The sequence below is a fragment of the Saccharopolyspora flava genome, from assembly GCF_900116135.1.
GTDB classification, from domain to species: domain Bacteria; phylum Actinomycetota; class Actinomycetes; order Mycobacteriales; family Pseudonocardiaceae; genus Saccharopolyspora; species Saccharopolyspora flava.
In genome coordinates this window covers 1,072,612-1,092,101 of sequence record NZ_FOZX01000001.1, presented here as the reverse complement: position 1 = coordinate 1,092,101, position 19,490 = coordinate 1,072,612, and the positions used below count along the sequence as shown (strand labels likewise).

At 72.8% G+C, this 19,490-nt stretch carries 14 protein-coding genes; 11 read left to right on the top strand and 3 right to left on the bottom strand.

Features of this window, described 5'->3' with window-relative positions:
- The first annotated feature begins 122 nt into the window (after positions 1-122).
- From BM424_RS04985 to BM424_RS04955, 7 genes are all read left to right on the top strand, one after another.
- Complete coding sequence (locus BM424_RS04985) at positions 123-1,097, top strand: DUF5336 domain-containing protein (protein WP_093414004.1); 975 nt, start codon at positions 123-125, stop codon at positions 1,095-1,097.
- A 262-nt stretch (positions 1,098-1,359) separates the two neighbouring features.
- On the top strand, positions 1,360-2,754 hold the full coding sequence (locus BM424_RS04980) for a cell division protein PerM (protein ID WP_139274003.1): 1,395 nt from the start codon (positions 1,360-1,362) through the stop codon (positions 2,752-2,754).
- A 171-nt stretch (positions 2,755-2,925) separates the two neighbouring features.
- Positions 2,926-3,519: a phosphoribosylglycinamide formyltransferase gene (gene purN, locus BM424_RS04975; RefSeq protein WP_425441973.1), complete on the top strand. Its 594-nt coding sequence runs from the start codon at positions 2,926-2,928 to the stop codon at positions 3,517-3,519.
- A complete protein-coding gene (gene purH, locus BM424_RS04970; RefSeq protein WP_093414000.1) occupies positions 3,516-5,081 on the top strand; it encodes a bifunctional phosphoribosylaminoimidazolecarboxamide formyltransferase/IMP cyclohydrolase in 1,566 nt (521 codons plus the stop codon). The genes purN and purH overlap by 4 nt, the downstream gene beginning before the upstream one ends.
- 379 nt (positions 5,082-5,460) lie before the next feature.
- The gene (locus BM424_RS04965) at positions 5,461-6,261 is read left to right on the top strand and encodes a hypothetical protein (protein WP_245775603.1); all 801 of its coding nucleotides are present in this window, start codon (positions 5,461-5,463) and stop codon (positions 6,259-6,261) included.
- Complete coding sequence (locus tag BM424_RS04960) at positions 6,258-7,913, top strand: DNA polymerase Y family protein (protein WP_093413998.1); 1,656 nt, start codon at positions 6,258-6,260, stop codon at positions 7,911-7,913. The genes BM424_RS04965 and BM424_RS04960 overlap by 4 nt, the downstream gene beginning before the upstream one ends.
- Before the next feature lie 75 nt (positions 7,914-7,988).
- Positions 7,989-11,273, top strand: coding sequence for an error-prone DNA polymerase (locus BM424_RS04955; protein ID WP_093413997.1), 3,285 nt, complete (start codon positions 7,989-7,991; stop codon positions 11,271-11,273).
- Between the two features lie 286 nt (positions 11,274-11,559).
- Here BM424_RS04955 and BM424_RS04950 read toward each other — a convergent pair whose 3' ends face one another.
- Positions 11,560-12,834: an ArgE/DapE family deacylase gene (locus BM424_RS04950; protein ID WP_093413995.1), complete on the bottom strand. Its 1,275-nt coding sequence runs from the start codon at positions 12,832-12,834 to the stop codon at positions 11,560-11,562.
- Between the two features lie 158 nt (positions 12,835-12,992).
- Between BM424_RS04950 and BM424_RS04945 the strand changes: the two genes are divergently transcribed.
- Complete coding sequence (locus BM424_RS04945) at positions 12,993-13,454, top strand: universal stress protein (RefSeq protein WP_093413994.1); 462 nt, start codon at positions 12,993-12,995, stop codon at positions 13,452-13,454.
- Positions 13,455-13,490: 36 nt separating this feature from the next.
- Here the strand turns inward: BM424_RS04945 and BM424_RS04940 are convergent, their stop codons facing one another.
- Positions 13,491-13,841, bottom strand: a complete 351-nt coding sequence (locus BM424_RS04940) for a VOC family protein (RefSeq protein WP_093413992.1) — start codon at positions 13,839-13,841, stop codon at positions 13,491-13,493.
- A gap of 44 nt (positions 13,842-13,885) precedes the next feature.
- On the opposite strand from BM424_RS04940, the gene BM424_RS04935 reads away from it, so the two are divergent.
- Positions 13,886-14,476, top strand: a complete 591-nt coding sequence (locus BM424_RS04935; protein ID WP_093413991.1) for a pentapeptide repeat-containing protein — start codon at positions 13,886-13,888, stop codon at positions 14,474-14,476.
- Between the two features lie 52 nt (positions 14,477-14,528).
- Here BM424_RS04935 and BM424_RS04930 read toward each other — a convergent pair whose 3' ends face one another.
- Complete coding sequence (locus BM424_RS04930; protein WP_093413989.1) at positions 14,529-17,075, bottom strand: TNT domain-containing protein; 2,547 nt, start codon at positions 17,073-17,075, stop codon at positions 14,529-14,531.
- A 330-nt stretch (positions 17,076-17,405) separates the two neighbouring features.
- Between BM424_RS04930 and BM424_RS04925 the strand changes: the two genes are divergently transcribed.
- On the top strand, positions 17,406-18,620 hold the full coding sequence (locus BM424_RS04925; protein WP_245775602.1) for an MFS transporter: 1,215 nt from the start codon (positions 17,406-17,408) through the stop codon (positions 18,618-18,620).
- Between the two features lie 6 nt (positions 18,621-18,626).
- Entirely contained in the window at positions 18,627-19,478 is an 852-nt protein-coding gene (locus tag BM424_RS04920; protein WP_093413988.1) for a bifunctional methylenetetrahydrofolate dehydrogenase/methenyltetrahydrofolate cyclohydrolase, read from the top strand.
- The last annotated feature ends 12 nt before the right edge of the window (positions 19,479-19,490 follow it).

The following is a 19,490-nucleotide window of genomic DNA, read 5'->3' as shown; positions in this document are numbered from 1 at the left end:
CCGCGGGAACCCGGCCCCGAACGCGTTCGGGGGTGTCCAGGCGGGCCGCCCCGCCTGGGCGGGGATTCGGTACCGTCGATCAGCACGCCCGATCGAGTGCCTTCGAGGAGTCCGAGACAGCCATGTCCGCCCCGTATCCGCAACAGCCGAGCACCGGTGAACGCCGATCGTTCGAGCTGAAAGAAGTCCTCGTGATGGTGGCGGGCGGTGCCGGTGCTGTCGGCTACCTGCTCGGCTTCTTCGACGACGGGGTCGGTGCCCTGATGGGCAGCATGGCCGGTGTCGGCCTGATCTCCACCGCCGCGCTCGCGGGCATGCGGTTCCTGCCGAAGACGCCGGACGCGCTGTTCGTCGGCGTCCCGCTGACGGCCTACGCGGCGCTGGCGCTGCTGCAGGACGTCATCCGCAACACCGCGTCGGGCCTGGTCCCGCTGCTGATGGTGCTGGCGCTCGCGCAACTGGCCGCCGTGCTGGGGGTGCTGCTCATCGAGGGCGGCGTGATCAAGCCCGGAGCCAAGCCCGGCGGCTCGCACCCGGGCACCGGCCCGCAGCCCTACGGCCGTCCGCCGTTCTCGCAGGGCCGTCCCGGCCCCTCGCGGCCCGGCCCCGGCTGGAACCCGCAGGGCCAGCAGCCCGCAGGTCAGCCAGCAGGTCAGTTCGGCGGGCAGCCGCCGTGGAACCCGGCCGCCGGCGGCCCCTCCGGCCCGCAGCCGGACGGCCGCAACCCGTCCTCCGACGGCTTCGCCGCCCCCAACCCGGACAACAGCGGCCCGCACCAGGTCCGCCCCACCTCCGGCCCCCTCCCGCAGAACGGCCACCCCGGCTCACCAGCCCAAGCCCAACCGGGCCAGGGGCAGGGCCAGCCCATCCAGGGCCAGGGCCAGCCGGGTCAGGGACAGGGACAACCGGGCCAGGGCCAGAACGCGCAGCCGAGTCAGGGCCAGCCGGGCCAGGGCCAGCCAGGACAGGGTCAGCCCGGTCAAGGCCAGAACGCCCAGCCCCAGAACCAGCAGCAACCGAAGCCCGACCAGGACAACGGCGGCCCCCAGGGCACCCGCCAGATGCCCCACCCCAACGCCACCCCACCCACCTTCTAACCACCAACCCGACACTCGGGACACCCGGTATCCGGGCCCGGTGCCTGGGCCCGGTGCCAGGGGGCTCAAGGCGCGTGGTCCCGGTGGGAGGGAACTTGGGGAGGGGACAGTTTTAGTCAAAACTGTCCGGACAAAACGGATGTTGATCATGGACAGTTTTCACTAAAACTGTCCTGCTCCCGGACCCCGGCATCCCCCGATGGGCGGATGCGCTGGCGTGTTCGAGGCCGTTCGGCGCAGCGGTGGTGCGACATTCGGGCTCGTGTCTGCGCTGGATCCGATCCCCCATGCCGTGGCCGCCGGCCATTCCGACCGGAAACCGGGTCTGCGCCGGTGGCTGTTCATCGCCGTCGTCGGCGCGGTGCCGCTGATCGGTTTCCTCTCCGTCGCCGCGCTGCTGGCGCTGGTGGTCGGCATCGCCAGCGGCACGAGCTTCGACCCGCTGATGATCCTGACGGCCGCGCTGCCCGGCTGGCTGATGCTGTACCAGTCGCCGCTGGTGATCTCCGGTGCGCCGCTGAGCGTGCTGCCGATGCTGCCCACGATCGGCGTGGTGCTGCTGGTCGCGGCGGCGTCGGCGTTCGTCGCCCGCCGCTGCCGGCTGCGCCGCCCGGACCAGGCGTGGCCGGTGATCGCGACGATGGCGCTGGTGCACGCGTGCGTCGGCGCGCTGTTCGCGATGCTGCTCGGCGGCCCGTTCAGCGCGGTCCCGGTCGAGGCGTTCCTGAGCTGCGGCCTGACCGCCGCGATCGCCGCGACCGCCGGGGTCGCCAACCGCTGCGGCCTGTTCTACCTGCTGTGGGAGCGCACCGACGCCTACGTGTGGACCGGGCTGCGGATCGGCCTGCTGACGATCGCCACGGTCGTCGCGACCGGGGCGTTCGTGCTGCTGGCCGCGATCGCGCTCGCGGCGCCGGACATGGCGGCGTCGATGGCGCGGATGGGCGGCGCGGGTGATGCCGTCGGCGCCACCGTCCTGTCGCTGCTGTACCTGCCCAACGCGGTCCTGGCGGGCTGGTCGTTCGCTGCGGGCAGCGGCTTCTCGCTCGGTTCCCAGACGGTCCAGCCGCTGGAGCACGCGCCGGGTCCGCTGCCGGACCTGCCGCTGCTGGCGGTGCTGCCCGACGACGGCCCGGCGGTGTGGTGGTCGGCGGTGCTGCTGCTCCCGCTGCTGGTCGGGATGTTCGTGGGCCTGGTCGCGCGCCGCGTCCCCGGCCCGCTGATGCGGCGTCTCGTCGTGGTGCTGGTCGCGGCGGGCGTGGCGGCGCTGGCGGTGCTGGTCCTGGCGGCGGTCGCCGGCGGCCGTCTCGGCAACGGCCCGATCGGCGACGTCTCGTTCCACCCGGTGACCCTGGCGGTGGCCACGCTGTGCTGGCTGGCGATCCCGGCGCTGGCGATGACCTGGCTGGGCGGCGCGGAGGAACCGGACGACCCGGCGCTGGCGGCCTTCGCCACCGACGCGTTCGACGACGAGGACATCGATCCAGACCCGGAGACCGAGGACCCGGACGAGGACTTCGACTACACCGATCTCGACGACCTGATCGCCGAAATCCCGCACGCCCGGGCGGAAAGCGACGCCGAAACCGAGGTCGAGGCGGACGAGTTCGACGCCGAACCGGACGAGGAGGAGCCCGCGCCGCGCGACCGGGGGTGAGCGCTGCGCCACTCGCCCGGCCCCTGCCGGAGCCGCCCCCGCAACCAGGTCTTACGCTGCGGGGGAGATCGTGCCGAGGCATGTCAGGAGCGAACGCTGAACCCGAGTACGCCCGACCAGCCGAGCACCGCCGCGCACCCGAACCGGATCACGACCGCCACCCCGGCGCGGGTGGTCGTGCTCGTCTCCGGTTCCGGCACCCTGCTGCAGGCCCTGCTCGACGCCACCAGCGACCCCGACTACCCGGTCCGGGTGGTCGCGGTGGGCGCCGACCGCGACGGCATCGAGGGCCTGGCCCGCGCCGAGCGCGCCGGCATCCCCACGTTCGTCCGCAAGGTCGGTGACCACGATTCCCGCGAGGAGTGGGATCGCGCGCTGACCGAGGCCTGCGCCGAGCACGAGCCGGACCTGGTGGTCTCCGCCGGGTTCATGAAGCTCGTCGGCGCGGATTTCCTGGCCCGCTTCGACGGCCGTTACCTCAACAGCCACCCGGCGCTGCTTCCCTCGTTCCCCGGCATGCACGGGGTGCGGGATGCGCTGGAGTATGGAGTCCGCGTCACCGGCTGCACCCTGTTCGTGGTGGACGCCGGTGTGGACACCGGGCCGATCCTGGCCCAGGAAGCCGTCGAGGTGCTGCCCGAGGACGACGAGGCGAGCCTCCACGAGCGGATCAAGGCCGTCGAGCGGCGGCTGCTGGTCGGCACTCTGCACAAGCTGGCGTTGCACGGGTGGACCGTGCAGGGACGGAAGGTGAGTATCCCGTGACCGCGAACTCCCAGGAGCGGCGCCCGGTTCGCCGCGCGCTGATCGGCGTGTCGGACAAGTCGGGCCTGCTGGAGCTGGCCACCGGGCTGCACGCGGCCGGGGTGGAGATCGTCTCCACCGGCGGCACGGCGCGCGCGATCGCCGACGCGGGCGTGCCGGTCACGCCCGTCGAAGAGCTCACCGGTTTCCCGGAGGCGCTGGACGGCCGGGTCAAGACGCTGCACCCGCGGGTGCACGCGGGTCTGCTCGCGGACCTGCGCCGCGACACCCATGCCCAGCAGCTGGAGGAGCTGGAGATCGCTCCGTTCGACCTGCTGGTGGTCAACCTGTACCCGTTCGTGCAGACGGTGGCCTCGGGCGCCGCGCAGGACGAGGTGATCGAGCAGATCGACATCGGTGGCCCGGCGATGGTGCGCGCCTCGGCGAAGAACCACGCCAACGTGGCCGTCGTGGTCGACCCGAGCCGCTACGAGTGGGTCCTGGAGGAGGTCCGCGCGGGCGGTTTCTCGATGGCCGACCGGACCGAGCTGGCGGCCGAGGCGTTCCGGCACACCGCGTCCTACGACGTGGCGGTGGCGTCCTGGATGAGCAAGGTCCCGACCGGTGACGACGCCGCGTTCCCGGGCTGGATCGGCGAGACCTGGCAGCGCCGCTCCGCGCTGCGCTACGGCGAGAACCCGCACCAGCCGGCCGCGCTGTACGTCTCGGGCGGCGAGGCCACCGGCCTGGCCGCGGCCGCGCAGCTGCACGGCAAGGAGATGTCCTACAACAACTACGTCGACGCCGACGCCGCGTGGCGTTCCGCGCACGACCACGACGAGCCGTGCGTGGCGATCATCAAGCACGCCAACCCGTGCGGCATCGCGGTCGCCGACGACATCGCCGCCGCGCACCGCAAGGCGCACGAGTGCGACCCGGTGAGCGCGTTCGGCGGCGTGATCGCCACCAACCGCGAGGTGTCGGTGGCGATGGCCGAGCAGGTCGCGGAGATCTTCACCGAGGTCGTGGTGGCCCCCGGTTACGCCGAGGGCGCGGTCGACGTGCTGAACAAGAAGAAGAACATCCGCATCCTGACCGCGCAGCCGCCGCAGAGCGGCCGGGTCGAGATGCGCGCGATCTCCGGCGGCATGCTGGTGCAGGGCTCGGACGCGATCGACGCCGACGGCGACGACCCGGCGAACTGGACCCTGGCGACCGGTTCCCCGGTGGACGAGGCGACGCTGGCGGACCTGAAGTTCGCCTGGCGCGCCTGCCGCGCGGTGAAGTCGAACGCGATCCTGCTGGCCGACGAGGGTGCGACGGTCGGCGTGGGCATGGGTCAGGTGAACCGGGTCGACTCGGCCCGCCTGGCGGTCTCCCGCGCCGGTGACCGCGCCAAGGGCTCGGTCGCGGCCTCGGACGCGTTCTTCCCGTTCCCGGACGGCCTGCAGGTCCTGCTGGACGCGGGCGTCCGCGCGGTGGTCCAGCCGGGCGGCTCGGTCCGCGACAACGAGGTCATCGCCGCGGCGGAAGCGGCCGGCGTCCCGGTCTACCTCACCGGCACCCGCCACTTCGCGCACTGACGCCCCCCACGACGAGCCCCGAGGCACCGCCTCGGGGCTCGTTTGCTTGTGCTCCCGGTGGCCGATGTCGTGCGGAAGCACCACCACTTCGTGGCTCGCGCTCGTGAGGGGGAGAGGCGCTGGATCACTCTTTCGAACTAATGTTCCCGTCATGCTTGACTTGAGCTTCCGAGCAGGGTTAACTGGCCTTGTTCGAACGGAAGTTCGAGATCGGAATCGGCCGGTGTCGGGGTCGGCCGCTCCGATGGAGTTCGGCGCTGTGGTCCGGGTGCAGGCGCAGCGCTGACTCCACCGCTGCCTTCCCCGCAGCGGCTGTGTTCGTGGGTGCCCGCGCCGGGGTCGGGCACCCACCGCGGTCACGTATGTGGGGAGGGCGGCGATGTCCGCGATGGTGTCTTCGGCGACGCTGAGCGCGCCCACGGCTGACGGGGTGTCCGTGGGTGTGCCGCACGTCGAGGCGGGCGGTGTCCCGGGTGCGGGCCGGGTGCTGCCGACGCGGGCGGAACTCGCCGCCGTGCTGCCGTGGCCAGGTTTGCGCCGCGGCAGCACGGTGGCGGTGCACGGATCGGTGTCACTGCTGTTCGCGCTGCTGGCGGAGGCCACGGCGAGCGGTTCCTGGGCGACCGTGGTGGGCCTGCCCGGCATCAACCTGGTCGCCGCCGCCGAGGCCGGGGTGTCGCTGGAGCGGCTGGCGGTCGTGCCGCAACCGGGGTCCGACCCGGCGGGCGTGATCGCGGCGCTGCTCGACGGCGTCGACCTCGTCGTGGTCGGCGGGACCGCGCAAGTGCTCGACGCCGATGCCCGCAGGCTCTCCGCGCGGGCGCGCCACCGCGGTTCGGTGCTGCTTCCCTTCGGGCGCTGGCCGGGCGCGGAGGTGCAGCTGCGTTGCTCCGGAGCCCGCTGGCGCGGACTCGGTCACGGCCACGGTCACCTGCGCGAACGCGAGGTCGCGGTGCACGCCGAAGGGCGTGGCGCGGCGTCGCGACCGCGTTCCCACCGGGTGCTGCTGCCTTCTCGCGACGGCGCGATCGCCGCCGTCCCCACCGCACCGACCGACATCGCTCCCGTCGTTCCTGCCGGAACCGGCGTTGCCGAAAACGACTCCGCTGACACCGCTGTCGGCATCGGGGCCGTCGAACGTCCGGCCGCCCGGGCGCACCTGCGCGCGGTGGCGGGGTGAGCGACGTGCCCGCCCGCAGGATCGTCGTGTGGTGCCCGGACTGGCCGGTGGTGGCCGCCGCGCGCGCCGCCGAGCTCGAACCTCTCGTGCCCGCAGCGGTTTTCGCCGCGAACCGGGTCGTGGCCTGCTCCGCGACCGCCCGCGACAGCGGCGTGCGCCGGGGGATGCGGCGCCGCGAGGCGCAGGGCCGCTGCCCGGAACTCGTCGTGTGCGAGCACGACCCGGCGCGCGACGTGCGGCTCTTCGAGCCCGTCGTGGCCGCCGTCGAAGAACTGGTGCCCGGGGTCGAGGTCGTCCGCCCCGGCCTGGTCGCCGTGCCCGCCCGAGGTCCCGCGCGCTACTTCGGCGGGGAGGAGGCCGTCGCGGAGAAGCTCGTCGACGAGATCGACGCGCAGACCGGCGTGGAGTGCCGGATCGGCGTCGCCGACGGGCTGTTCGCCGCGATCCTCGCCGCCCGGCGCGCCCGGCACGTCGAACCCGGTGCCAGCAGGGGATTCCTTGCTCCGCTGCCGATCGAGGAGGTCGAGCAGCTCGCCGACCGGCTCGGTCCGAAGCAGGTCGCGCAGCAGCCCGAACTCGTGGACCTGCTGCGCCGCTTGGGGATTCGCACCCTCGGCGAGTTCGCCGAGCTCGGCTCGGCGGACGTGGCGACCCGGTTCGGCCAGGCCGCCCTGCTGGCCCACCGCGCGGCGGGAGGTCACGAGGAGCGCCCGGTCAAGCGGCGGCGACCACCACCCGAGCTGGTCGTCGCCGAGGAGCTCGACCCGCCGGTGGACCGGGTGGACCGCGCGGCGTTCGTCGCCAAGGCGCTCGCCGACGAACTGCACGTCAAGCTGGGCGATCTCGGCCTGGCCTGCACCCGGCTGGGCATCTCGGCGCGCACCGAGAACGACGAGGAGCTGCACCGGGTGTGGCGCTGCGCGGAACCGCTCACCCCGACCACCACCGCCGACCGGGTCCGCTGGCAGCTCGACGGCTGGCTCAACGGCCGCGCGGGGCGGCCCACCGCGGGTCTCCGCGAGCTGAGCCTGATCCCCGAGGAGGTCGTGGGGGCGGGTGGCCTGCAGCTCGACCTGCTCAGCTCGGCCACCGGCGAGGCCACCGCACGCGCGGGCCGGGCCTTCGCGCGGGTGCAGGGCATGCTCGGCCCGGAAGCGGTGCTGACCGGTGTCCTCGGCGGCGGCAGGGACTTTCGCGACCAGGTGCGATTCGTGCCCTGGGGCGACGAGCGGCGTCCCGCGCTGCCCGCCGATGCGCCGTGGCCGGGCCGGATCCCGGCGCCCTCGCCGACGGTGGTGCCGGGCGAGGCGTGGCCGGCGCGGGTGCTCGACGCCTCGGGCGAGCCGGTGTGGATCACCGACCGGACGGGCCTGTCGGCGGCCCCGGTCCGGGTCGAGGTGGCAGGCGGCCGATCCCGCGCGGTGGCCGGCTGGGCCGGTCCGTGGCCGGTGACCGAGCGCTGGTGGGTCGACCTGCTGGCCACCGGCTCCGGCCGGACCGCGCCGGAGTCGCAGGTGCCGCCGCGGGCCCAGGTCCGGCTCCAGGTCGTGCTCGCACCGGAACCTCCGGCGGAGTCCGGCGATGAGGACGAGGTCGCGCTGCTGCTGGTGCACGAGCGCGGTGACTGGTGGGTGCAGGGCGCCTACCGATAGCCGGGGAACACTCGTTCGAGTGGATGTCGGCTTCGTTGGTAGCGCCAACGGTTCGAACAGGAGTTCACTAGGTTCATGAGTTGGTTCAACCCGCCCCAGAGCTGGACAGAGCTGGAGAAAGCCCTCTCCGGCAAGATGACGCCGACCGACGCGACACCGCACCACGACGAACCCGCGGTGCGTCCCCGCGCCGAACAACGACGACGAGGACGAGGGCTCTCGCCGCCTGGCGACCGCGTCCCCTACGCCGAGCTGCACGCGCACTCCAACTTCAGCTTCCTCGACGGCGCCGCGCACCCCGAGGAACTGATCGCCGAAGCCGCGCACCTCGGCCTCGAGGCCATCGCGCTCACCGACCACGACGGCCTCTACGGCGTCGTGCGGTTCGCCGAAGCCGCCAAGGAGCACGACGTGCGCACCGCGTTCGGCGCCGAGCTGAGCCTGGGGCTCACCCAGCCGCAGAACGGCATCCCCGATCCCGAAGGCGGACACCTGCTGGTGCTCGCCCGCGACCTCACCGGCTACGCCTCGCTGTGCCGGGCGATCAGCACCGCGCAGCTGCGCGGCGAGGAGAAAGGGCGCCCGGAATACCGGCTGGAGGAGCTGGCCGCCGACGCCGCCGGGCACTGGCAGGTCCTCACCGGCTGCCGCAAGGGCGCGGTCCAGACGGCCCTGGCCGCGGGCGGAACGGACGCTGCCCGGGCCGAACTCGACCGGCTGGTCGGGCTCTTCGGCCGCGAGCACGTCACCGTCGAGCTCACCGACCACGGCCTGCCCACCGACTCGGTGCGCAACGACGCGCTCGCCGAGCTCGCCGACCGCGCCGGACTGTCCACGGTGGCCACCACCGGCGCGCACCTGGCGCGGCCCGACCGGGCGCGGCTGGCGAGCGTCGTCGCGGCCGTCCGCGCGCGACGCAGCCTCGACGATATGGACGGCTGGTTGCCCGCCTGGGCGGGCAACCACCTGCGCTCCGGCGCCGAGATGGCCGAGCGCTTCGCCCGCTACCCGGGCGCGGTGCAGCGGGCCGCCGAGCTCGGCAAGTCCTTCGCGTTCGACCTGAGCCTGGTCGTCCCGCAACTGCCCCCGTTCGACGTGCCGCCCGGTCACACCGAGACCAGCCACCTGCGGGAACTGGTCTACCTCGGCGCGCTCGACCGCTACGGGCCGCCGCAAGCCGCGCCGGAGGCCTACCGGCAGATCGAGCACGAGCTCGCCGTCATCGAGGAGCTCGAGTTCCCCGGCTACTTCCTGGTCGTGCACGACATCATCGACTTCTGCCGCCGCGAGGACATCCTGTGCCAGGGCAGGGGATCGGCGGCCAACTCGGCCGTGTGCTTCGCGCTGCGCATCACCAACGCCGACCCGGTCCGCTACCGGCTGCTGTTCGAGCGGTTCCTCGCCCCCGAGCGGGACGGGCCGCCGGACATCGACATCGACATCGAATCCGGCCGCCGCGAAGAGGTCATCCAGTACGTCTACGCCAAGTACGGCCGCACGCACGCCGCGCAGGTCGCCAACGTCATCGGCTACCGGCCCAAGTCCGCGGTCCGCGACGTGGCCCGCGCGCTCGGCTACTCGCCCGGGCAGCAGGACGCCTGGAGCAAGGAGATCGAGCACTGGGGGCCGCTTCCCGACGACTCCGAGATCCCCGGCGCCGTGCGCGACCTCGCCGACGAGCTCATGGGATTCCCGCGCCACCTGGGCATCCACTCCGGCGGCATGGTGATCTGCCACCAGCCGGTCAGCGAGGTGTGCCCGGTGGAATGGGCGCGGATGCCCGGCCGCACCGTGCTGCAGTGGGACAAGGACGACTGCGCCACCGTCGGACTCGTCAAGTTCGACCTGCTCGGCCTCGGCATGCTCTCGGCGCTGCACCACGCCATCGACATGACCCGCGAACACCACGGCGTCCACGTCGACCTCGGCGAACTGGACCTGTCCGACCCCGAGGTCTACGCGATGCTGCGCCGGGCCGACGCCATCGGCGTGTTCCAGGTCGAGAGCCGCGCGCAGCTGGCCACGCTGCCCCGGCTCAAACCCCGCGAGTTCTACGACCTCGTCGTCGAAGTCGCGCTGATCCGCCCCGGACCCATCCAAGGCGGCTCGGTGCACCCCTACATCCGCCGCCGCAACCACGAGGAGGAATGGGACTACGAGCACCCGCTGATGGCGGGCGCGCTCGAGAAGACCCTGGGCGTGCCGCTGTTCCAGGAACAGCTGATGCAACTGGCCGTCGACGTCGCCGGCTTCAGTCCCTCCGAAGCCGACCAGCTCCGCCGGGCCATGGGCGCCAAGCGCTCCGCCGAACGCATGGAACGCCTGCGCGGCAGGCTCTTCGAAGGCATGGCCGCCAACGGCATCGGCGACGAACTCGCCGAGCACATCTACCAGCGGATGCTCGCCTTCGCCAACTACGGGTTCCCCGAGAGCCACGCGCTGAGCTTCGCGCTGCTGGTGTTCGCCAGCGCCTGGTTCAAGCGCTACTACCCGGCCGCCTTCTGCGCCGCGCTGCTCAAAGCGCAGCCCATGGGCTTCTACTCGCCGCAATCGCTGGTCGCCGACGCGCGCAGGCACGGCGTCGTGGTGCGCGGACCGGACATCAACGCCAGCCGCGTGCACGCCGACCTCGAACCCGACCCCACCAGCACCGGACGGCAAGCCGTGCGCATCGGCCTGTCCTCGGTGCGCAAGCTCGGCGAAGACCTCGCGGAGAAGCTGGTCGCCGAACGCGCCGACCACGGGCCCTACGCCGACATGGCCGACGTGGCGCGACGCGTGCGCCTGACCGCGCCCCAGATGGAAGCCCTGGCCACCGGAGGTGCCTTCGACGGCTTCGGCCTCACCCGCCGCGAAGCCCTGTGGAACGCCGCCGCGGCCGCCCGCGAACGACCAGACCGGCTGCCCGGCACCACCGTCGCCTCCGACGCCCCCGCCCTGCCCGGGATGGACGGCGTCGAGAAAGCGGCCGCCGACGTGTGGGCCACCGGCGTCTCACCCGACAGCTTCCCGCTGCAATTCGTCCGGGCACGCCTCGACGAACTCGGAGCGCTGCCCGCCTCCCAACTGTCCGAAGTGGAGCACGGTACGCGAGTGCTGGTGGGCGGGGCCGTGACCCACCGGCAGCGGCCGTCCACCGCCGGCGGGATCACCTTCCTCAACCTCGAGGATGAGAGCGGGACCGTCAACGTCGTGTGCTCGCCCGGGTTGTGGGCGCGGTATCGGAAAGTCGGTCGTACCAGTGCGGCTCTGCTCGTTCGGGGGGTTGTGGAGCGGGCTGGGGAGGTGGTGAATCTGCGGGCGGACAGACTCCAAAAACTGGATATTCGGGTGCCTTCTGAATCTCGGGATTTTCATTGATCTCTTTGGTTTATTGGGGGATGAAATCTCCTGTGGTGTGCGGGGTTTCGTCTACGGACAAGACTCTGTGGTCGCCTTGCTTGGCGGTGCCAGAAGCGGAACCTGAGCGACTCTCTGGCTCCGGGATCCGAGGCTTATGTATGCCAATACACGACACGTCGGCTGTCCTCCCCAGAGAGCCGCTCAGAACCCGCGGCGGTGCCAGCGTCTTAGGTGGGGTAAGGAGAAACCGGCTTCGCCGGTTGCCTGTCGGGGTTGGGGTTGGGGTGAAACGGCTTCGGTTGTGTTAGGCGATTCCGCAGCGTCGGATTGCTAGGAGGGTGAAGGTTTTGGCGCACTGTTCCAGGTCTGGGATGGTGACGTGTTCGTCGTCGGCGTGGGCGTAGCGGACGTCGCCCGGGCCGTAGGTGAGGGTGGGCATTCCGGTGGCCGCGTACTGGCGCAGGTCCGAGCCGTAGGGGGCGCCCAGGACTTCCGGGTCGGGGCCGCCTGCTGCGACGATCGCTCCCCGGGTTTCCTCCAGCAGGGGGTGGCCTTCCGGGAAGCGGCCGCTGGCGAAGATGCCGCCCGGCCAGGTCACGCGGACCGGGTGCTCGGCCAGCCACGGGTCGGCTGCGCAGGCCTCCGCCACCGCGGCGGTGAACTCGGCCTTCGCCTGCTCCACGGACTCGCCGAGCCGGACGCCGTAGCGGCCCTCCGCGACCGCCAGGTCCGGGACCGTGCTCGCCCAGTCGCCGACGTGCGCCTTGCCGACCGACAGCGGGTACGGGATCTCCAGGTGCCGCACCAGCGGGTCCGGGTCCACGTTGCGGCGGGACTCCAGCTCGCGCAGCACCGGCAGCAGCTCGGCCAGCTTGTCCAGGGCGTTGACGCCCCGGTAGCGGGTCGAACCGTGCGTGCTCTGCCCCGGGATCTCCAGCCGGAACGTCAGCGAACCGCCGTTGGCCGCCACGATGGTGTTCTGCGTCGGCTCGGCGATCACGCACGCCTCGCCGCGGTGACCGCGCTGCAGCGTCGCGAACGCGCCCAGCCCGCCGTCCTCCTCCGCGACGACCGCGTGCACCGCCAGCGGCCGGGCCAGCTCCACGCCCGCCGCGCGCAAGGCCTGCAGGGCACCGAGGAACGCCACCACACCGCCCTTCATGTCGCAGGTCCCGCGACCGGCGGCGACGCCGTCGGCGATGCGCAAGGTGTACGGGTCCCGGTCCGGCCAGCGGTCCAGGTCGCCCGGGGGCACCACGTCGGTGTGCCCGCAGAACACCAGCGCCGGCTCGCCCTCGCCGCTGACCCCGACGCAGCCGTAAGCCTCGTCCCGCTCGGCCTCCTGACCGGGGAACTCCGGGTGCCGGGCCAGCTCGTCGACGTCGATGCGCCAGTGATCGACCCGGTGCCCGAGCCCGGCGAGCTTGTCGGCGCACCACTGCTGCGCGTCGTGCTCGGCGGTGGTCCCGCCGACGCTGGGGATCGCCACCAGCTCGCGGAGATCATCGACGATGGCGTCGACGTCCACGGCGTCCAGGGCGCGCTGTTCGGCTTCGGTGCGGGGCTCCACGGCGGTCACGTCGCAGAACCTAACGCGCCCCACCCGCCACCGGACACCCCCGGTCGGGCACAGCACCCCCAAAAACCGGTGGACCCAAAAACCGGTGGACCCCGAAAACCCGTGGCGGAACGAGCAGCGACGGAACAGCGAGCCCGGGCACTGAGTACCATTCCGGCGTGGCCGAAGGCGACAGCACCGAGCGTGAATTCGAGATCGGCAAGGACGGCCTGGGCGGCATCGTCGTGGGCATGGACGGCAGCCCCGCCAGCTTCCACGCCGCCGCGTGGGCCGCGGGACTCGCCCGCCGAGAACGCGCGCGTCTCGTGCTGGTCTACGTCGAGGCGGTCGGCGGCGTCGCCTACTGGTCCCCGATGGGGGTCGCGGTGGCCAGCGAGGCCGCGGAATCGCTGGTGGAGGAGCTCAAGCAGGAGGTCGTGTCGCACCTGAGATGGGTGGACATCGACTGGGACTTCGTGCACCACCGGGGCGACCCCGCCGTCGGGCTGGAGCAGGTCGCCGAGCAGTACCGCGCCGATCTCATCGTCGTCGGCCGCTCCCGGCGCCGAGGAGGACTCCTCGGCACGGTCCCGGCCACGCTCGTCGTCGAAGCGGTCCGCCCGGTCGTCGTCGTCCCCTGAGCCGTCCCCCGACCAGCGACGAGACCCCCGGCCGGATCACCGGTGGGAGAGCGTGTTGACCACGGTCCCGCTCGGGTCGCGGTGGAAGAACCTCCGCACGCCCCACGGCTCGTCGGTGAGCGGGTGCACGATCTCCGCGCCCGATCCCAGCGCGGCCGCGTAGGCGACGTCGACGTCGTCCACCTCGATCGAGATGTCCGGGTGCTCGGGGGCCGTGGCGTCCTCGGTGATGATGCTGAACTGGCGCGCCCGGTCCTCGGGCGAGGCGAGCGTGACGATCCAGTCCATGTCCATCACCACCTCGAACCCGAACAACCGCACGTAGTGGTCGCGGGCCGCCGCGAGATCGGTGGCCTTCAGGTTGGGCACTACCCGGTGGATTCGCATGGCGCCTTCCCAGGACGTCGGGCGCCCGTGCCAGGGTGTGTGCCATGACGAGCGCGGTCGGCGAGGACTTCCAGGACGCGATGCTGCCGGATCAGGAGTGGTCCGGCCGGGTTTTCGAGCGGTGCGACTTCACCGACGCCGACCTGACCGGGCTGAGCACCCGCAACTGCGTGTTCACCGACTGCGACTTCACCGGCACCGACCTCAACGGCTCCCGGCACGTCGCGACCGCGTTCCGGTCCTGCACGTTCGAGCGCACCGTGCTCGGCAAGAGCTCCTTCGAGGGATGCAGCCTGCTCGGTTCCAGCTTCGTGGACTGCCGGCTGCGCTCGCTCACGCTCACCGAGACCGACCTGACCCTGGTCGCGCTGGGCCGCTGCGACCTGCGCGACGTGGGCCTGCACGGCGCCCGGTTCCGCGAGGCCAACCTCACCGAGTGCGATCTGCGCGGCTGCGACCTCCGCGAAGCCGACTTCACCGGTGCCCGCATGCTCGGTGCCCGGCTCAACAACGCCGACCTGCGGGACGCCCGGCTCGACGCCGACGCCCTCGTCCAAGCGCACCTGCGGGGCGCCCGGGTGGACACGACGCTGGCCCTGTCCTACGCGGCGGCCCACGGCCTGCAGCTCGACTGAAGCGCGAAAGAGGGCCCCTCCCAGGTGGGAAGGGCCCTCTCTCAGCTCTCGCTCACTCCATCGGCGGGCGCTCCGGCGACGGCACCTCGGCGAGCGTGCCGTCCGAGAGCAGGTCGCTGACCGCGCCCGGGAGCACGAACGCCGTGCCACCACCGGGCTGCTCGAACCACGCGACCGCGGTGCCGCGCAGCGCCTGGATCGGGCGCTGCACCCGGTAGGCCGCGTAGGTCCGGTTCGCCCACTGCGGCGGCAGCGAGCGGTGCGTGTACGGCGTGCGCATCGCGTACATCACGTTGCCGTTGGGCTCGCCGAAGCGGTCCAGCTCGGTGCCCGGCTGCAGCATCACGATCCGGCGGTCCCGGTACAGCGTCAGCGGCGGTTCGCCGTTGAGCGGCTGGATCTGCTGACCCTGCGGCGGCTGGCCGTTGGGCGAGGCCTGCTGCGGCTGGCCCTGCGGCTGACCCTGCGGGGCCTGGCCCTGCTGCGGACGCGGCGGCCCGGGCGGCGGGCCCTGCCGCTGCGGTCCAGCCATGCCGGGACCACCCGGTCCGGGACGGCGGTCGGCGCCACCGGCCGGACCCTGCGCGGGCCCGGCACCCGGACCGGCGGCCGGGGGAACCGGCGCGTTGCTGTCCCGGCGCGGCTGCCGCTTGGGCAGCGGGTTCGAGCCGGGAGCACCGCCCTGCGGCTGCACCGGGTTGCCCACCGGCGGGGACTGCGGTGCCTGCGGCGGCATCGGCCGGTCCATCGACGGAGCGGGCTGGAACCGGGTCGCCTCCTCGGCCGGAGGGGCCGACGGCGGCTGCGGGGCGGGGTCCTGCGGGGCCACGTCCTGGTTCGCGGTGAACAGCGGGTTCCCGCCGGTGCTCGGCCCGGACTGCTCCGGCTCGCGCGCGGCGCGCTGGGGCAGGTCGGATGCCTGCGGCGTGCGCTGCGGCAGGTCCGAGGACGGCTCCGGGTTGCGCTGCGGCAGACCGGATTCCGGCGCCTCCCGCTGCGGGAGCTCGGCGGACTCCGGCGCGCGCTGCGGCAGCTCCTCCGGTTCCGGCTCGGGCTCGGGTTCCGGTGCTCCGCGGCGCGGCAGGTCCTCGACGGAGTCGGAGCTGCCCGGGAGCAGCTCGTCGACCGGCTCGGCGCCCCGCTGAGGCAGGTCCTCGACCTGCTCGGGAGCCGGATCCGCCTCGGCGGCGACCGCAGCGGCCGGGGCCGCGGAGGCCGCAGCAGCCGGAGCCGACGCGGGCGGCTGGTCCATCAGCAGCTGACCCAGCAGGTAGGCCGCGGCGTGGTCGACGCGCGCGAAGCGCACGTCCTCGGTGCCGCTGACGACCCAGTCCTCGCCGTCCTGCACCAGGCAGAGGGCGTCGGTGCTGCGGCTGCCCAGCCGGTACGAGTCGCTGTCGACCTGGAAGTCGGTGAGCCGGTCGTGCAGCTTGGCCAGCACGTCCTGCGGGTCCGGCGCGTCGTCGTCCTCGTCGAGGACGTGCCGCGACCCGGACGAGGCCGGCGCGGGCTCCTCCTCGACCGGCGAGGCGGGGACCTGAGCGGCGGGCTCGTCGAGCTCCTCCTCGTCCGAGGAGGAAGCGGCGGCGGCACCGACAGCGGCGGCACCGGCGGCAGCCGCACCCACGCCGACGGCGGCACCGTTCGCACCCGAGGAGTCGGACTCGGGCTCGGCGGCGGGCTCGTCGATCGGCTCATCGGCGGGCTGGTCCACCAGCTCGCTCACGGCCGCTTCGCGGGTCTCGTCGTCGACCTCGCCGACGCTGAAACCGCGGCTGCGGGCGTGCTCGACCAGGGCGGTCTCCGGCGGCATGCCGTACTGCGCCAGGTAGTAGGCCACCGCGCCCGGCCACAGCCAGGTGCCGTCGGTGTGCCAGGTGCCCGGGACGGACTGGGCGCGCTCGGGGTCGAGGTGGTCCTCCTCGTTCTCCCGGGAGGCCAGCACGACCGGGGCGTTCTCCAGGTACTGCCGCAGGGCGCTCATCTCGTCGGCCGGGACCGGGCGGCGCTCGGAGACGACCGGGCGGCCCTCGTCGTCGACGTCGTCGAAGACGTTGGTGATCCGGAAGCCGCCGGAACCGGCCCCGGCGTGCTCGGCGGCCTCGGCCTCGAGACCCGCGACCGTGTCGGGCACCACGGGGGTGTCCTCGGCCTGCGGTGCGGAGGTGCCGTCGACCCGTTCCTGCATCCAGTCCGGGATGTTGTCCTCGGACCGCGGGTAGCGGCGAAGCTCGTCGACGTAGGCCGCGCGGGGCAGCGGGCGCTGCCACTGCGGCTCGGTGTCGAAGTTGATATCGATTCGGTAACTGGACGGGCGCTCGACGACGTAGAGCGCGCTCAACCAGGTGCCCACGTCGGGGCGGTACATGCCCTCGCGGAGGCGCTCGAAGATCTCCCGCAGTTCCACCGGTGGCTCGAGCGGACGCGTACTGCCGTCCTGCGCGGTGAGCTCACCCAGCAGGTCGGTGTACTCGCCGGTGGCTCGGTACTCCACCGTGATCTCCTGCCAGTCCTCAGGAGCGCCTTGTAAGAGCAGAACCCCGATCTTGCGGGCGATCTGCTCCTGCTCTTCCGGACTGATCGCTGTCGGACGCGACATGGGTGACATCCTCCCCCTCTCGACGAGGCAACCCGACTCCACCCCGCCGAAACGCTACTCGACGCGGGCCCGGCGTTGTGCGCTGTGTGTGACATCCGCGCCGCCGGTGATCGTCTTGTGGCGGTTTTCAAGATCGCCCCGGACGGGACCGGTGATCTCGTCCCAGAGCTTGCCTGCTGAAAGTGCGAATGAACATCACACCACCAGGTGTATTGGATCAAACGGGGGGTCCCGGAAAACCGGTAGCGGTACGGCCGTCCCGGAAGCGACAGTTATCACGTGCTCCGTCCTTACCGTCTGCTGGCCGCCGTCCCGCACGCTCCGTCACTGATGACCTCCGGTCTGTTGGCGCGCCTGCACATCCCGGCTCAGGTGATGGTGCTGACGTTCCTCATCGCCGACTGGACCGGTTCGTACGCGATCGGCGGTGCCGTGTGCACCGCGATGACCCTCGGGCACTCGATCGCCGGACCGGTGCGTGGCCGCGCCGCCGACCGCAGCTCGGTGGTGCGGGTGCTGGTGGTCAGCGGGGGAGTCCAGTTCTTCGGGTTCGCGGCGATGATCGCGACGGTGCGCTGGGTCGACGCGGCGCACTGGTGGCTGATGCTGCCGGTGTCGCTGGCCACCGGCCTGGCCGCGCCGCCGCTGGCGCAGGTGGCCCGGTCGATGTGGCCGCACATCGCCTCCGGCGAGGCGCGCGAGGCCGCCTACGCGGTGGAGGCGACGCTGCAGGAGCTGCTGTACGTGGTGGCGCCGATGCTGGCGACGTTCGCGGTGGCCGCCTGGAACCCGTCGCTGGCGCTGGCCTGCCTGGCGGTGTGGGCGGTGGTCGGCCCGGTCCTGTTCGCGTCGGCGCTGTGGCGCGCCGGGATCCGAGGTGGTCTGGGCGGCGGGGCTCCGGCGCGGTCGGGCGGTCTGCTGCGGCTGCCGGGCTTCCTGTCGATGATGTGCTTCTTCACCCTGATCGTCGGCGCGCTGGTGTCGGTCGACCTGGTGCTGGTCGGGTGGGCGCGCGGCAGGGGTGCGCCGGAGCTGGCCGGGTTCATGGCGATGGCCTGGGCGGTGGGTTCGCTGGTCGGCGGGCTGGTGATGGGCGGGTTCCCCCGGTCCCGGTTGTGGCTGCGCTGCGGCTTGGCGGCCCTCGGGCTGTGCGCGCTGGCCGTCGTGCTGCCGCCGGTGGCGCCGGGTTCGCCGTGGCTGGTCGGCGGTGTCCTGCTGCTCGGCGGCGCGGCGATCGCGCCGCTGCTGGCGGCGTCGAACGGCAGGCTGGCCGACCTGGCCCCGCCGGAGCGGCGCGGGGAGGCGTTCGGCTGGACGACCACGGCGAGCACGGCGGGCATCGCGATCGCCAACCCGCTGGTGGGGTCGATGATGGACTTCGGCGGTCCCGCCGCCGCGGGCGCGACCTGCGCCGGACTGGCGGTGCTGGCCTTCGCGGTCGTGCTGCTGCACCTGCGCCGCGCCGGGACGGTTTCGCCCGTGGCGGAAGTGGTGGAGAAAACTGCGGACCGGCGGGGTCATGCGGTCGACGATCTGCCACGATGAGCAGCTGTGAGCGCGACGATTCTCGACGGCAAGGCCACCAAGGACGCGATCTTCGAGGAGCTGCGACCCCGCGTCGCCAAGCTCGTCGAGCAGGGCCGGGCCCCGGGCCTGGCAACGGTGCTGGTCGGTGACGACCCCGGCTCGCAGTCCTACGTGCGCGCCAAGCACAACGACTGCGCGAAGGTCGGCATCAAGTCGATCCGCAAGGACCTGCCCGCCGACGTCAGCCAGGCTGACGTCGAGGCGGTCATCGATGAGCTCAACGCCGACCCGGAGTGCACCGGCTACATCGTGCAGCTGCCGTTGCCCAAGCACCTCGACGCCGGTCCGCTGCTGGAGCGGATGGCCCCGGCCAAGGACGCCGACGGCCTGCACCCGATCAGCCTCGGCCGCCTGGTGCTGGGCGAGGAGGCGCCGCTGCCGTGCACCCCGCGCGGCATCATCGAGCTGCTGCGCCGCCACGACGTCGAGCTCAACGGCGCGCGCGTCGCGGTCGTCGGCCGCGGCATCACGGTGGGCCGCCCGATCGGTCTGCTGCTGACCCGCCGCAGCGAGAACTCCACGGTGACCCTGTGCCACACCGGCACCAAGGACCTGGCCTCGGAGATCTCCCGCGCGGACGTGGTCGTCGCCGCCGCGGGCGTGCCGAAGCTGATCACCCCGGACATGGTCAAGCCGGGTGCGGCGGTGCTCGACGTGGGCGTCACGCGCACCGACGACGGGCTGGCCGGGGACGTGCACCCGGACGTCGCCGAGGTCGCCGGCTTCCTGTCGCCGAACCCCGGTGGTGTCGGCCCGATGACTCGCGCGATGCTGCTGACGAACGTCGTCGAGGCGGCCGAGCGCAACCTGGGCTGAGCCCGGCCCGCT

Coding starts and splice junctions, on each gene's coding strand:
- BM424_RS04985 (WP_093414004.1), top strand. CDS start 123: ATGTCCGCCCCGTATCCGCAACAGCCGAGCACCGGTGAACGCCGATCG.
- BM424_RS04965 (WP_245775603.1), top strand. CDS start 5,461: ATGTCCGCGATGGTGTCTTCGGCGACGCTGAGCGCGCCCACGGCTGAC.
- BM424_RS04955 (WP_093413997.1), top strand. CDS start 7,989: ATGAGTTGGTTCAACCCGCCCCAGAGCTGGACAGAGCTGGAGAAAGCC.
- BM424_RS04940 (WP_093413992.1), bottom strand. CDS start 13,841: ATGCGAATCCACCGGGTAGTGCCCAACCTGAAGGCCACCGATCTCGCG.
- BM424_RS04935 (WP_093413991.1), top strand. CDS start 13,886: ATGACGAGCGCGGTCGGCGAGGACTTCCAGGACGCGATGCTGCCGGAT.
- BM424_RS04930 (WP_093413989.1), bottom strand. CDS start 17,075: ATGTCGCGTCCGACAGCGATCAGTCCGGAAGAGCAGGAGCAGATCGCC.
- BM424_RS04925 (WP_245775602.1), top strand. CDS start 17,406: ATGACCTCCGGTCTGTTGGCGCGCCTGCACATCCCGGCTCAGGTGATG.